The sequence below is a fragment of the Scytonema hofmannii PCC 7110 genome (assembly GCF_000346485.2).
Lineage (GTDB): Bacteria > Cyanobacteriota > Cyanobacteriia > Cyanobacteriales > Nostocaceae > Scytonema > Scytonema hofmannii.
The window spans coordinates 8,578,754-8,592,697 of the sequence record NZ_KQ976354.1; the positions used below are offsets into that span (position 1 = coordinate 8,578,754).

The 13,944-nt window shown below is 42.6% G+C and carries 16 protein-coding genes and 1 pseudogene; 8 read left to right on the plus strand and 9 right to left on the minus strand.

The genetic code is table 11. The features are described 5' to 3' along the window. Positions 1-350: 350 nt before the first annotated feature. The gene (gene psbA / locus WA1_RS36325) at positions 351-1,403 is read left to right on the plus strand and encodes a photosystem II q(b) protein (RefSeq protein WP_026135020.1); all 1,053 of its coding nucleotides are present in this window, start codon (positions 351-353) and stop codon (positions 1,401-1,403) included. 132 nt (positions 1,404-1,535) lie between these two features. Here the strand turns inward: psbA and WA1_RS36330 are convergent, their stop codons facing one another. Both WA1_RS36330 and WA1_RS36335 read right to left on the minus strand, forming a co-directional pair. Next, positions 1,536-2,444 carry an alpha/beta fold hydrolase gene (locus tag WA1_RS36330; protein ID WP_017746658.1) on the minus strand — a complete coding sequence of 303 codons (909 nt, stop codon included), beginning with the start codon at positions 2,442-2,444 and terminating at the stop codon, positions 1,536-1,538. A gap of 72 nt (positions 2,445-2,516) precedes the next feature. Next, on the minus strand, positions 2,517-2,951 hold the full coding sequence (locus tag WA1_RS36335; RefSeq protein ID WP_017746659.1) for a SufE family protein: 435 nt from the start codon (positions 2,949-2,951) through the stop codon (positions 2,517-2,519). Positions 2,952-3,222: 271 nt separating this feature from the next. On the opposite strand from WA1_RS36335, the gene psaK reads away from it, so the two are divergent. Then, positions 3,223-3,486, plus strand: a complete 264-nt coding sequence (gene psaK / locus WA1_RS36340) for a photosystem I reaction center subunit PsaK (RefSeq protein WP_017746660.1) — start codon at positions 3,223-3,225, stop codon at positions 3,484-3,486. A 103-nt stretch (positions 3,487-3,589) separates the two neighbouring features. Here psaK and WA1_RS36345 read toward each other — a convergent pair whose 3' ends face one another. Further along, positions 3,590-3,970 (minus strand): hypothetical protein, encoded by a 381-nt coding sequence (locus WA1_RS36345; RefSeq protein ID WP_033336151.1) that lies wholly within the window; start codon positions 3,968-3,970, stop codon positions 3,590-3,592. Between the two features lie 115 nt (positions 3,971-4,085). Here WA1_RS36345 and WA1_RS60640 point away from each other — a divergent pair, with 115 nt between their 5' ends. The 4 genes and pseudogenes from WA1_RS60640 to WA1_RS36360 all read left to right on the plus strand — a co-directional run bounded on the left by WA1_RS60640 (position 4,086) and on the right by WA1_RS36360 (position 6,910). After that, positions 4,086-4,223, plus strand: coding sequence for a hypothetical protein (locus WA1_RS60640; protein ID WP_017746662.1), 138 nt, complete (start codon positions 4,086-4,088; stop codon positions 4,221-4,223). Between the two features lie 73 nt (positions 4,224-4,296). Next, positions 4,297-5,253 (plus strand): annotated as a pseudogene (locus tag WA1_RS36350) (IS200/IS605 family accessory protein TnpB-related protein); the annotation flags it as partial. 115 nt (positions 5,254-5,368) lie between these two features. Continuing rightward, on the plus strand, positions 5,369-6,199 hold the full coding sequence (gene dapB, locus WA1_RS36355; protein ID WP_017746664.1) for a 4-hydroxy-tetrahydrodipicolinate reductase: 831 nt from the start codon (positions 5,369-5,371) through the stop codon (positions 6,197-6,199). A 21-nt stretch (positions 6,200-6,220) separates the two neighbouring features. Beyond that, entirely contained in the window at positions 6,221-6,910 is a 690-nt protein-coding gene (locus WA1_RS36360) for a hypothetical protein (protein ID WP_017746665.1), read from the plus strand. A 19-nt stretch (positions 6,911-6,929) separates the two neighbouring features. Here WA1_RS36360 and WA1_RS36365 read toward each other — a convergent pair whose 3' ends face one another. Together WA1_RS36365 and WA1_RS36370 are read right to left on the minus strand one after the other, a co-directional pair. Continuing rightward, complete coding sequence (locus WA1_RS36365) at positions 6,930-7,544, minus strand: precorrin-8X methylmutase (RefSeq protein ID WP_017746666.1); 615 nt, start codon at positions 7,542-7,544, stop codon at positions 6,930-6,932. A 176-nt stretch (positions 7,545-7,720) separates the two neighbouring features. Then, a complete protein-coding gene (locus WA1_RS36370) occupies positions 7,721-8,530 on the minus strand; it encodes a TPM domain-containing protein (RefSeq protein WP_017746667.1) in 810 nt (269 codons plus the stop codon). Positions 8,531-8,858: 328 nt separating this feature from the next. Between WA1_RS36370 and WA1_RS36375 the strand changes: the two genes are divergently transcribed. Next, entirely contained in the window at positions 8,859-10,445 is a 1,587-nt protein-coding gene (locus WA1_RS36375; protein ID WP_017746668.1) for a hypothetical protein, read from the plus strand. A gap of 291 nt (positions 10,446-10,736) precedes the next feature. Here WA1_RS36375 and WA1_RS36380 read toward each other — a convergent pair whose 3' ends face one another. The 3 genes from WA1_RS36380 to WA1_RS36390 form a co-directional block, all read right to left on the minus strand. Continuing rightward, positions 10,737-11,195: a hypothetical protein gene (locus WA1_RS36380; RefSeq protein ID WP_017746669.1), complete on the minus strand. Its 459-nt coding sequence runs from the start codon at positions 11,193-11,195 to the stop codon at positions 10,737-10,739. 14 nt (positions 11,196-11,209) lie between these two features. Then, on the minus strand, positions 11,210-11,557 hold the full coding sequence (locus WA1_RS36385) for a YtxH domain-containing protein (protein ID WP_017746670.1): 348 nt from the start codon (positions 11,555-11,557) through the stop codon (positions 11,210-11,212). Positions 11,558-11,729: 172 nt separating this feature from the next. Beyond that, positions 11,730-12,059 carry a hypothetical protein gene (locus WA1_RS36390; RefSeq protein WP_017746671.1) on the minus strand — a complete coding sequence of 110 codons (330 nt, stop codon included), beginning with the start codon at positions 12,057-12,059 and terminating at the stop codon, positions 11,730-11,732. Positions 12,060-12,312: 253 nt separating this feature from the next. Here WA1_RS36390 and WA1_RS36395 point away from each other — a divergent pair, with 253 nt between their 5' ends. After that, a complete protein-coding gene (locus WA1_RS36395; RefSeq protein WP_017746672.1) occupies positions 12,313-12,531 on the plus strand; it encodes a hypothetical protein in 219 nt (72 codons plus the stop codon). Between the two features lie 25 nt (positions 12,532-12,556). Here WA1_RS36395 and ribD read toward each other — a convergent pair whose 3' ends face one another. Beyond that, positions 12,557-13,624 carry a bifunctional diaminohydroxyphosphoribosylaminopyrimidine deaminase/5-amino-6-(5-phosphoribosylamino)uracil reductase RibD gene (gene ribD, locus WA1_RS36400; protein ID WP_419183628.1) on the minus strand — a complete coding sequence of 356 codons (1,068 nt, stop codon included), beginning with the start codon at positions 13,622-13,624 and terminating at the stop codon, positions 12,557-12,559. Positions 13,625-13,944 lie beyond the last annotated feature (320 nt).

A 13,944-nucleotide genomic window follows, 5' to 3' on the forward strand; every position in this document is an offset into this window, starting at 1 on the left:
CGCCCAAAAAAAGAAATCACGCAATGAATCATTTGTGTGTCGTCTTGTAAAGATTACCAGCATCTAGATGAAGATTCTATGACTACACTCACAATAACTTGATACTTGTATCACAATCTAACCACTAACCACTCATGATGGCCTTACCATAGGGCGATTAAAAATGAGAAGCTCTCTCCATACATCACACTTGGGTTTTATATCCAAAAAGCTTGATTTTTTAGGGTTTACGGGTAACGCTTTGCTAAAAAATTATGAAGTTTTGTAAAATCATGAAATAAATATGAGAAGAAAATGAGATAAATATGAAAACCTGCTTGTGAAAAAATTTAACAATCTCGATCTTGCATATGAACGAAATAATGCAACAGACTCGTGAACTAGCGATATTCAAGCGCTGGGAGTACTTTTGTAACTGGATTACCAGCGTAGATAATCGAATTTATATCGGCTGGTTTGGGGTACTGATGATTCCTACCCTCTTGGCAGCTGCTATTTGTTTCATCCTTGCCTTTACTGTCGCACCTCCTGTAGATATGGATGGAATTCGGGAACCAATTGCAGGCTCAATCTTAGGTGGTAACAACATCATCACAGCAGCTGTGATACCTACCTCTGCTGCGGTTGGACTGCATTTCTATCCGCTTTGGGAAGCCGGGAATATTGATGAATGGCTTTATAACGGTGGTTCTTACCAGTTAATTGTGTTACATTTTCTGATTGTTGTTTGGTGCTATCTAGGGCGGATGTGGGAGCTCAGTTATCGACTAGGAATGCGTTCTTGGGTTCCTGTTGCTTTTTCTGCTCCTGCTGCGGCTGCAACTGCCATTTTTCTCATCTATCCCATTGGTCAAGGTAGTTTTTCAGAGGGAATGCCGTTAGGAATTACTGGTACTTTCCACTTTATGCTTGCTTTCCAAGCTGAACACAATATCCTGATGCATCCTTTTCATATGTTGGGTGTTGCTGGTGTCTTTGGTGGTTCTTTGCTAAGTGCGTTACATGGTTCTCTTGTGACATCAAGTTTGATACGAGAGACAAGCGAAGCTGAATCTGCCAATGCTGGATACAAGTTTGGTCAAGAAACAGAAACTTACAACCTATTTGCCAGTCATGCTGCTTTCTTTGGACGTTTAACTTTTCGTAGCTTGGCTCTGAATAGTAAGCGTGATATCCACATTTACTTGACTCTGCTACCAACTATTGGAATTTGGTTTGCAGCACTAGGTGTGAGTACGATGGCGTTTAACTTGAATGGATTCAATTTTAATCAATCAGTTTTGGATAGAGTTGGTCATGTTATTCCTACGAGTGCAGATTTAATCAATCGCGCTAACTTAGGAATTCAGGCAATGCATTCACCGAATTCTCACAATTTTCCTTTGCTTCTTGCTAGGGAGTAGGGAGTAGGGAGTGGGGAGTAGGGGTAAGAAATTTTCATTTCTTCAGTTGTGGGCGATCGCGAAGCGATTAATAGTACAATTAGCCCCCTCTCCCATGGGGAGAGGGGGTTGGGGGTGAGGGCTTTTTCATAGTTAAACGTTACGCAAAAAATCTCCAATTGCTTCCACAATAGCAGATGGATATTCCTCATGCATTCCCAGAGAACCGGGCAAAACAGTTGATTGCACTCCCGGTAACCCAGCCAAAGCATCCATTTCAGCACGGGATTTAGATGGGCTGGATTCTCCAATAACAACCATCAAAGGAACAGATAAATTCTTAGCCAGCGCCAAAAAATCATCTTGATTATTGACTGCGTCGAGATTACCAGTCACAAATGCAGCAGGTGCAAATCTTGCTCCTGGTTGTTGAGTATTGTTCCATTTGTACTGAATGAAGCTTGGTGTAAGTTTTGCTTCATCAACATAAACATGACGACGATACATCAAACTGAGGAAAGATGGAACAGTATTGAGCTTATAAAGAAGTTGTCCCAAAATAGGAGAACGTACCATTCCTCTGAAAATTCCAGCGACCTGGCTATTGACACCCATGGTAGGTAAGGGACCGCGCCAAGTTGGAGCAACCAAGACAATCCGTGAAAATGCAGTTGGTATTTTGTTGGCAACTTGGAGAACATAAGCGGTACTGTGACCGGCGGCAATAATAGTGATTGGCTGATTAAATACAGAGGTAACAAAATCGTATAAAAATTGCTGATATAAAGCGGGTTGGTAATCAACTGGAAGCCGTGAAGATTGACCAAAACCAGGCCAATCTACAACAGTCACTTGAAAGTAGGGAGATAGCAGCTTGCCGATTTCGCCCATTTCCGATCGCATGGAAACAGTGCTAAAAGCTGGAAGTAGTAGGAGTGGAGAACCAGTACCCAAACTTTCATAGACAACACAAATTTGTTGGTTTTCCCACGGCCAGGTAAATTCTTGAACAACTCCACCAAACTCACTATTAATAGACGCGGATAATACATTAGTTGACATAATTTTACCTTTGTTAATTGTTAATAGCTAATAGCTAATAGCTAATTGTTTTTTAGTATTAGCCATTAGCTATTAGCCATTAGCTGACACTACCAATGCTTTTTTTTGCATTGTTTTAAAAATATTGTAAAATCCGTTAGCACGAGAAGGTGTCAGGCTAACATTTAAACCCGTTTCTTGAATAAAATCTGGAGTCAGTTGCACAATTTCATTGGGAGTCAGACCATGTAAACCTTCAATTAAAAGCCCTACTAACCCTTTGGTTAATTGAGAATCTGAATCACCTTGGAATACAACTTTCCCGTCTTCTAGTTTAGCTGTGACATACACTTGAGAAACGCATCCAGGGACTTTGTTTTCCGCTATCTTATCAGATTCTGGAAGTTCACTCAGTTTCTGACCATACCAAATGAGCTGTTCGTAACGTCGCTTTTGGTCAGAAGACCTTTGAAAGCGCTGCACGATTTTAGCAAGATTGGGCGGTAAGGAATCGAGAGTCGAGGACATAACACAAGATAAGACATAACGAGCGATATTACATCGAGTTTAGATTATCTGAGACGCCACTAACCAGTGACCAGTGACCAGTGACCAGTGACCAGTGACCAGTGACCAGTGACCAGTGACCAGTGACCAGTGACCAACCTAAGTTCACATTAAGCAATGACAATAAATGTAAAAAAATTGTGCTAAATCAAACTTTAGATAGATTTCCTTGATAATTAATTCACATGGGAGTATCAATCATTCATCAATAATTAAGTAAGGAGAAAGCCAAGTGTTGACATCTACTTTACTAGCCACTTTTGCTACAACACCTTTGGTATGGAGTCCCACTGTTGGGTTAATCATGATTATCAGCAACATCGCTGCGATCGCCTTTGGTAAATCCAGCATTAAGTACCCCAATGCAGATCCCCAACTACCTTCATCCAATTTCTTTGGTGGTTTTGGTGTACCAGGTCTGTTAGCAACAACTGCCTTTGGTCATATCTTAGGTGCTGGTATTATCTTAGGATTGCACAATCTTGGTAGGCTCTAGTCGCCCGCAACATTGGTTTTGATAGACTGCAAGATCCCCGACTTCTCTAAGAAGTCGGGGATCTAATTATCCTCAAGGGAGCTAATTATACCCAATCGCTCACTTACACAGCAGGAGGCAAACCTCTCATTTGGCGGACAGCATTGAGACATGCTGGACAATCACAGCCAAACATAGCAACGGCTGTATCGCTTTCTTCTTCTGTGAAGTTATACTCAGCAGACGGGTTATTTTGGTTTTGTTCACCTTGAGGTGCTGCAAATTCCACGGAAGAGCGAGTCGATGGAACCCGATCAACTTTGTTAACCTTTATACATACCAACTGAGGAGTTGGTGAATGAGGATTTTTTATACAGGAATTTTGGGTTCCCGTAGGATTCACTGTTTCACTTGCTCTAGCTGGCTGGGTCATCATGACCAATGACAGAATAGATGAAAACAGTACGGGACTGGAAAGTAATGTAAGGGCAAATTTCTTGTTCATTTACTGAAAAATGTATGTGGCTGTATACGGTCTGGCATTAATCTTTTCACATTAATATAGTCGTTTCAGTAATTTTTGTGCAAAGTTGTCCAACCGATTATAGATAGTAGCAATCTTGGTAGGCATCATTCTAACAGAGGCAGTTCCCCTCGTCTACAGCATAAATTCACCCAACAAGAAAACAGAAGAAGATACACCTGAAATGCAAAGCTTCAATGCCTCTGTGTTTTTACCGAACTTTGCTTTTGACTGAAATTCTATCCGAGCATAGCGGAAGCGTGAGAACCCCTGTCTTTTAAGCAGGGGATGAAACGCGACACGTAGGGCTGACTTACAAAGATGGTTGTTTTTATCCATCAATCAGTAGAGAAACTAAACCACATTTGTTGACTGAAATTGCTTTACCCTTGCCTGAATTTATTGATTCGGATTGGGTTAAAGAAGTGACAGTGCGTCCTTGTTACGGTCAGTTGTGGATTGATTGGGTGATTGAGGATGGTAAACAGATTGTTGAAATTAATCCCCATCTTGATTATACGCAAGCTTGGAGCTTTGACCACGGTGGTAATAACTGGCTAACTGGTGTTTCAACACTGGGACAAAGCTTAATCATTGATGGGAGAAAGTTACGTTCAATGAACCAAGATTATTGTCGGATTGTTGCCAAATACAAACAAGGGAAGTCTGATTTTTATTGGGATTCTAATCTTGACAGGATTCAACGCAAACGCAACAACCAAATGCGGGATGCCATTAATAAAGCAGCAAGATTTATTATTAATCGATGCCTTGCTGACGGCGTTGGAAATATAATTATTGGTTGGAACGAAGGACAGAAAAATGGTTCCGATATGGGCAAACGCGGCAACCAGAACTTTGTCCCAATTCCCACGGGTAGGTTAATTGAACGTCTTAAACAACTTGTCTGTGAATATGGGATTGTTTTGACAATTACCGAAGAAGCATATACGAGCTGTGCATCGTTTTTGGATGGCGATTTATTACCGAAATATGGTGAGAAACCCGAAGGATATAAACCGTCTGGAAATCGCATTACGCGAGGAACTTACAAAACCAAAAACGGAAAAATTATTCAGGCTGATTGTAATGCAGCAGCGAACATAATGAAGAAAGTAGCCACACAGCTAGGACTTGTCCTAGTCAAGGTGGGTAGGGCAGTTTTGAGTCTGCCACATCGGTATGATTTGTTCCGAGATCTAAAGAATTCATTTCGCAATAAGTTGCGAAGTGCAGCTTTAGCTCACAGAGTAACAACCATGTAGAATCCCTCGTGTTTTAAACCGAGGGAGAACTCAAAATCTAAGTTTGTCTTTAGCTTAACAGGCAAGCTGATAAAATAGCTACTCATTGGCTGATATAATAAGCATACTCAAAACTATGTCAAATCAAGCTCCTATCCCAGTTGTTGTTGTTGGCGCTGGTGGCAAAATGGGTCGTGAGGTAGTTAAAGCAGTAGCACAAGCACCTGATATGAATCTTGTAGGTGCTATTGATACTAGCCCAGAACTTCAAGATAAAGACGCAGGCGAACTCGCAGGTTTAACAGAACCGCTGGAAATTCCCATCACCAATCAAATCGAACCAATGCTGGCATTTGCAGCCCAGGAAAGACAGCCAGGAGTGATGGTAGATTTTACTCATCCCAAATCAGTTTATGATAATATTCGCAGTGCGATCGCTTATGGTGTTCGTCCTGTAGTTGGAACCACCGGGTTAACTCAACAACAAATTAGCGAGTTAGCAGAATTTGCTGATAAGGCCAGTACGGGCTGTCTGATTATTCCCAACTTTTCCATTGGGATGGTGCTGCTACAACAAGCTGCAGTCGTGGCATCCCAATATTTTGACCACGTTGAAATTATAGAACTGCATCACAACCAAAAAGCTGATGCGCCTAGCGGTACAGCAATTCAAACGGCTCAAATGCTAGCTGAAATGGGTAAAGTATTTAACCCACCTCTTGTGGAAGAGTCCGAGAAATTACCAGGAGCCAGGGGAAGTCAAGCAGGAGAAGGTATCAGAATTCACAGCATCAGGTTACCGGGGTTGATAGCTCACCAAGAAGTGATTTTTGGCGCAGCAGGTCAAATATACACCCTCAGACATGATACGAGCGATCGCGCTTGCTATATGCCGGGAGTACTACTAGCAATTCGCAAAGTCTTGCAGTTAAAGTCGTTAGTATATGGATTAGAAAAAATACTATAAATCTCAAATCCAGAATTACCCATGATAGTCCCATTAACCCGCCAGAAATTTGAACAACTTGTTCCTCTGGTTGCCACAGGTCTGCAGTACAAGTATTACTGGGGAAAATTTCCCGACTTTTTACAACGGCTACTCATTTCTGTAGTAGCGGCGGCGGCTGTTTTACTGATAAGAGTTATTTTTGGAGTTAGCGATTTAACAACTCCCATACTATTTCTTATAGGGCTGATTGGTGCTCTCTATTGGCTCTGGGGACCTGTATTTTGGGCAAGCATGCGAAATGCAAAATGTCGCCGTTATAAGTATGGTGGGTTTTTCCAGGGACGAGTTCTAGATTTCTGGATTACAGAAGAGGTACTTGGTAAACAAGAAACTGTAGACAACAAAGGTGATTTGGTGATTGTAGAAAACCGAGAAAAACGAATTAACATAGAAGTCGGCGATGAAACGGGATTCACTGCTGAATACAAAGCACCATTACGAGTTTCTTACAAAGTTATAGCTCGAAATCAGATGGTAGAAATGCTGGTAGCATCAAACAGCCCAGATTTAAGCAGAATTGAAGAAATTTCCGATATTTACATTCCCAGCCGTGATGTATGGGTGAGTGATTATCCCCTAATACGACGAGATTTTTTTACTGAAGTGAGTCGCCGCTTTGGCGATAAATATTCAGAAAGACCGCGTCGCCACCGCCGGAATGATGAATGATAAATATTATTTTCATAATTCATAATTTTCCATAAGCTTGCCAAGCCAAGTCTACGAGACCATCAACAATAGCGGCGGCTACGACAGCATTTCCCTTACGGCTGTCAATTGTAATGTTAGGAACTAAAGATTCTCGCAAACGTTCCTTTGCAGCATCTACATCTAAAAATCCGGCTGGTGTGGCGATTATTAAAGCAGGTCTGATTTCCTCAGATTCAATTAAATCAACAAGTGTTATGAGGGCAGTTTGAGATTGACCTACTACAAATATTCCCTCTGGGTATCGCTTGGCTAGGGTCTCCATTCCCGATGCAACGCGAGTTTTTTCTTTTTGAGGGTGAGTGTAGGAGTCCATACTGCAATATACCGGATTGGCAAAGGTATTTTGAATGTCTTGAAGAATACCTACCTGCACCATTTGGACATCTACCACAATAGTGGTGCGTGCTGCTAGTGCGGCAGCTGCAGCCTGCAAAGCACGTTCAGAAAAGCGAATTAAAGATTTATACTCAAAGTCTGCTGTAGCATAAACTACTCTTCGAACAAGTTCATACTCTGCGGGCGAAAATATATGCTCACCCATTTCTGAATCGATGATTGCCAAACTTTGAGCGTCGGTTGTATGCCATTCCATAGCTATCAGCAGTCAGCTTCCAGCTAAAAGCTTAGCAGCTTTTATCCCTATATCAATGTCATCTCGATTGGAATACAAATCTTGTGGTACGGGCATCCTTGCCCGTACTCTTCATCAAAAGACAAATTAAAGAACGGGCGAGACGCCCGTCCCACAAGATTATCATTACCCCACAGTTAAGACTCAGCACTTGGAGAAGAGCGACTGAAAACAGGTGACAAGTAAGCAACTAGAGCACCAATGAAAAATCCTGCTACGTTGCGAGTGACTGGTAACCAATCGCTTGTTCTGGTGACAACCGGTCCAAGACCAAAGGCAAGAAATAAAATACCCCACAAAGGCGAGAAAATTAAAGCCCACTGCCAAGCAATTACCTCTCCTTTACCTCGAGGTTGAGCCGCAAATCCACAGATAATCCCCCCAATAATAGAAGTAATTAACGTGAGAATCCACTGCTCTCGCGGTAATCCCGGAACAACTCCGCAACCTCCCTGCAGTAAACAGGTTTTCACTGTTTCCATAGCCTGAAGAATAGCTTGGTCTTCGCCTTGTTCTCGCACAAAGTACAAGTTCCCAAAGCGGGTTTGCAATTCTATCCAAAAAGTACGTGGGAGTAATTCATAAACTGCGTCTCCGACACTAAAACTTAAAATGTTTCCGCCACGGGAGTCAGCAACAAGTAAAACACTTTTATCATCTAAGCCCCAAAAGTTGATGACTGCACGACCTGGGGTGCGATCGTATTGTGTTAACACTCGCAGTTTCCAGCCGGTGTCAGCCTCAAATTTGTCAAAATCTTTGACAAGCTTCTCTTCTTGAATGCTGTTGAGAGATTTCGCTAAGTCTACAACTGGGGTTGGGGTATCCGGTAGTAACTCGGGATTGTCATAAGCGTATGCGTTGGGAGATTGTGTTATCCAAATCGATCCGGCTAAAAACAATACTGCCGCAAATGCCAAAAACTGTCGCCAAACACTATGCTGCATAAGCTTTTTTATACAGTTATATCCAGTAGAAGTGAACACGTTGTTTTAAAAGAGTACGGGAAAAGTGATACTTCTTTACACTTTTTAACTTTAATCTAATCTAACACTCTAAATCAAATTCAACTTTTTGGAGAACTTGGGAGTTGGCGATTAGAAATACACAGGAGCGATCGCCGCCTTCCAACAGAGGCGACAGAAGAAAATCCTGATATTCTAGAATCCAAACGCTACTGCAAGAAAATTCTTATCTTCGCGAGCTAATGAAAATAATACTTATTATCTCAAACCCCAAGACCCAACCCCTAATACCATTACAGAGAATTTAACAATGGAAACTGTAATACCCAAAGCAAGTCGCTGGTTTGTTCGTAGAGACATAGATGGTTTTTTTGGATTAGCTCTCGACAACTTGATTCAAATTTTGTTGATCGTCAATCTTTGCCAAGGAGTGCTTGGCTTTTCTACTACCTTGGTGTATGGACGTATCTTGCCTGGAATAGCTCTCAGTTTAATCGTTGGCAATTTCTATTACAGTTGGTTAGCTTACCAAAAGGGTCAACGCGAGCAACGGGATGACATAACGGCTTTGCCTTATGGCATTAACACCGTTAGCCTGTTTGCTCATGTTTTTTTAGTGATGTTACCTGTTCGGTTGGCTGCGATCGCACAAGGTGCATCTTCAGAACAAGCGGCTGAGCTAGCTTGGCAAGCAGGGCTTGTTGCTTGCTTGGGGTCTGGTTTGATTGAACTATCGGGCGCGTGGATTGGCGATTTTCTTCGGCGCTTGACTCCACGTGCAGCGATGCTTTCCACTTTAGGTGGTATCGCCATTACCTTTATTGCCATTGGATTTCTTTTCCGAACTTTTGCCAGCCCTGTCGTAGGTCTAGTTCCCTTAGGCGTCATCCTGATTACTTACTTTGGAAGAGTTCGATTTGTCATACCTGGTGGTTTGCTCGCAGTTCTTTTAGGAATTGGTCTTGCATGGGGAACAGGTTTAGTCAGTTGGGACAACACCAAATTTGGTGCTGCAGTACAACCCATTGGGGTTTATTTTCCACAGTTATGGATTGGGCAACTATGGAATAGTCGATTAGTGTTGGTAGAATATTTTAGTATCATTTTACCAATGGGGCTTTTTAATCTTGTTGGTAGCTTGCAGAATTTAGAAAGCGCTGAAGCTGCTGGAGATAGTTATCCTGCTGCCCCAAGCCTCGCTGCCAATGGTATTGGTACGCTAGTTGCTGCTGTTTTTGGTTCCTGTTTTCCAACTACCATTTATATCGGTCATCCCGGTTGGAAAGCGTTGGGCGCAAGAGTCGGGTACTCCGTCCTTAACGGCGTTATTATGGGTTTGCTCTGTCTCACCGGCACTGTTGCTATAGTTTCTTATTTTGTGCCAATTGAAGCTGGAATGGCAATTGTATTGTGGATCGGGATTGTGATTGTTGCTCAAGGTTTTACAGCCACTCCACCTCACCATGCTCCTGCTGTTGTTGTCGGTTTGTTACCTGGTATTGCTGGCTGGGGTGCTCTTATCGCTAAAAATGCACTGAGAGCAGCAGGTTTGGGAACTCCAGAACAACCTATAACGCCAGCGTTGATTCAACTATTTAAGTTAAGTGACACTTATATTGATGGTGCTTTTGCTCTAGAGCAGGGTTTTATTTTTTCAGCCATGATTTTAGCTAGTATCACGGTATATATAATTGAACGAGATTTTCGTAAAGCTGCTTATTGGTCTATTGCAGCTGCTGTGCTTTCTTGGTTTGGCTTAATGCACAGTTATCGTTGGACTGTAGCAGATACTGTAGTAAATTTAGGTTTTGGCACGGGGGTTGCTTGGGCAGTTGGTTACCTTTTACTAGGAATTCTCTTCTTCTATACTGAGTGGCACATTCGACACAGACAGTAATTAAGGTGTAGGTTGGGTTGAGGAACGAAACCCAACTATAAAGTGACCAGCGATCGGCAAACAGCGATCGCTGAACAGGTATTATTCAATGATGATTGATAATTAATAGCTTGACTGTTATGGTGCTTTTAGGTAATTGGCAAGATTGGTTAACTGTGTTGATATATTTATCTTTTACCTGCTTTGTCATTTGGCGTATTTTTTTGACCAAATGACCATTTATGTTGAATTTCCAAGGTCACTGGTTACTGTATTGTTGGGTTTCGTTCCTCAACCCAACCTACACTTTGGTCACTGGTCACTGATTCTCCTAGCTTCTCGTTCTCGCAGTGATAGTAGCGCTTTCTGAGATTGAGGTAGACGATCGACTGTTCTTCTTGAAGGTTTTGGACGTGTGAAAGTTTTCCAAGCAGCTTTCATCCCGACCATGATACTGCGGGTACTAGCTTGAACGTTTTGCGCTTGTTGTTTGGCGCTATCTAGGCTTTGATCGACTTGCTTGACAACTTGACCAGCACTTTTGACTCCTTCACTGACATCGTCAGTTAGATCGGTGATTTCTAAGCTAGTCAGACGAATGGCTTCTAGAGTTGGTGGTAACTCTCTTGAAAGGGTGTCAAATAACTTTTCGGCACTCCGAGCTGCCCGTGCTACTTCTAGCAATGCGGGTAGCGCCGCTACCATAACCGCAGTGAGGCTAGCGGCAACTAGAAGTATAGATAGTCCTAGCCAAAAAAGGGGGTCAATCACTTTGGTATCGTTTACTAGCTATCTAAATGTTGTGTAACAGGATCTGAGTTTTGTTCTGTGTTTTGCCGCTTTAAGACTTGGCTTTCCCTCTGGCTGGCGTCTATACCAGCTGCGATCGCATCTCGCAATCGATCTAATGTTTCATCCCAATTCGAGCGTGCGTTAGCAGAAAGGCGGTCTGCCTGTATCTGAACACTTGTTGAGATATCTTCTGCCAACTCTGGTAGAGCACTAGCAGATTTTTTTAAGATCTGACGCGTTTCGCGCCCTGTGCGAGGAGCCAAGAGTAATCCGGTTAGGGTGCCAATAGCAGATCCTAACATTAACCCACCGATAAATAATCCCGAACGGTTGTTAGACATTTTCTTTTTCTTCTCCTTATACACATTCTATGTGGGTTTCCACGCTTTGCGAAATCCCAATATTTACTTTCTGTGATGCCAAAAGGTGGCTTTTCTTCTTTGTGTGTGTTTTTAGTTACTATCTACGGTGATAATTTTACTGAAAATTAAAGAATCTGAAAAGAATTTATTTTTAAATTCTTTTTTTCATGGATATCGCTCTGAGTTGAAAAAAATCACGACGCCAGATTTGCTGACCAAAAGCCAGAAGGCTAAAAATTTGTCGCACCTGTTGAATTTGTACTTGTTTTGGTTGGTTTCCTTGGCGCAAGTTATGGATATTTCTCTGACCAACGTGAATCGCTGCTGGGGCTTTATGTAACACAGCATGAGTACTGCGTTCTGCAGCACTTAAGATATCAGCAATATTTGCGATTCGCCGTTTAAGTAGCCAAACCCGCCAAGCTACGTAGAAAAGTGTCAGAGATGCGAGCATATTAATAACGACAACAACTGCGACCATATAATATCTTTTTGCACCCTTGGTATCTGCTTTAAAATCGACAAATTATATTTTTCATTCCAAAAAATCATATTTTTCTCTGATACTGGCTAAAATATTTTTGAAAATTCTACATTATTAACCATTATCAACTTATAACTCGATATATTAAATTTTTGATAACACTTGTGTCATGTTGTACATTCACTCCTGTTGCCATCGCCGGAATTGTGTATTGTGAAAACAGCTAGGCTAATGTTTAAATGGAGGTCGAATGACTCCTATGATTATGCGTCAGCTTTGGTCTGTGGTAGAAACCGCCCAAGCCAAGACGCTTTTACAGCTCGACGATGCCAGCTTGGTGCAATGGTTGGTAAAGCAAACCAAGACCCAAGCTCTATTAGACCGTCATGAAACCGATTTCTTGAGCGACTATATCAAATCTCGTTTAACACTGATTCGGGATATGGCTCAAGAACGTCAGTATTCTTAGGTGACCAGTGACCAGTGACCAATGACTAATGACTCGTAGGTAAATAACCCTCCACTACACAATCAGAACCGACAACTCGCATCTCTACACGTTCTAAAGACAACGCTTCGGTCATGGTGCTAAAACCAAGATCGCCCACAGGTGTCGGAGCATTGTTCCCACCGATGATTTTAGGAGCAATAAAGGCAAGAACTTTTTGCACGGCTCCTTGAGCGATCGCACTAGCAGCCAAGACACCACCGCACTCCCAAAGGACGCTGCAAAAACCTCGATCGTACAAGTAAGCCATTGCCCGAGTAGGTGTGAGTGGTGTTAATTCTACCACTTCCACCCCAAGCTTACGTAACAGTTCTTGAAAGCTGGGGTTAGCACCCTGTTCCGTTAAAACTAAAGTGGGAGCCTCTGAAGTTTGCCACAAATGAGCTTTTTCAGGTAATTCAAGACTGCGACTCATCACCACACGGAGAGGATTGTGTGCTCCTTGTTGATGGCTAGTGAGATGGGGGTTGTCGTGTCTAACCGTATTGCCACCAACGATCACTGCATCGCAAGCTGCTCTAACTTGATGAACTTGATGGCGAGCAGCTTGATTTGTGATCCAAGCACTGTGACCGCTAGAAGTAGCTATTTTACCATCTAAAGTCATGGCATATTTCAAAATACCAAAAGGTTGTTTGTAGAGAATGCGATGGGCAAAGCCCTCATTCAACTTCTTACAAGCTTCCTCTTCTACTCCAACCAAAACTTCTATTCCCGCAGCACGCAAGCGAGCAATACCACCACCTGCTACGAGTGGGTTGGGATCGACCATACCAACCACCACTTTAGACACCCCAGCAGCAACCAATGCTTCGGAACATGGGGGAGTACGCCCGTAGTGATTGCACGGTTCGAGACTTACGTAAATAGTAGCGCCACGAGCATCAGTACCAGCTGCTTTTAAAGCAAAAACTTCTGCATGGGGTTCGCCAGCACGGGGATGAAATCCTTCCCCCACAATTTTTCCATCTTTCACTATGACAGATCCTACCATGGGGTTTGGAGAAGTCCGTCCTAGGGCAAGGCGGGCTAATTCCACACACCGCTGCATCATCGCCCGGTCAAAATCAGTTCCTACGCCTAGCACAACTTGTGAATTTTGTCCAAGTTCTGACACGACTTGAGTTTCATTAATATGTAAAGTGTCCTGTTGAGGAAGCAATGGGGAGTTATTCATACCCAATAACTTTATAATAATTCCATTCCAACAGGTTACCTTAGAGCAATGATTGTTGATAGTTGCCAATCAATACAAAAAAGTAGGGGCGCAAAGCCGCCGCGCCCCTACCAACCACTAACCACTAATCACCAATGAGCAACAAAAACGCATGGCGATCGTTCTGTATGGCGCAATGCCTTGCGCCCCTACTAACC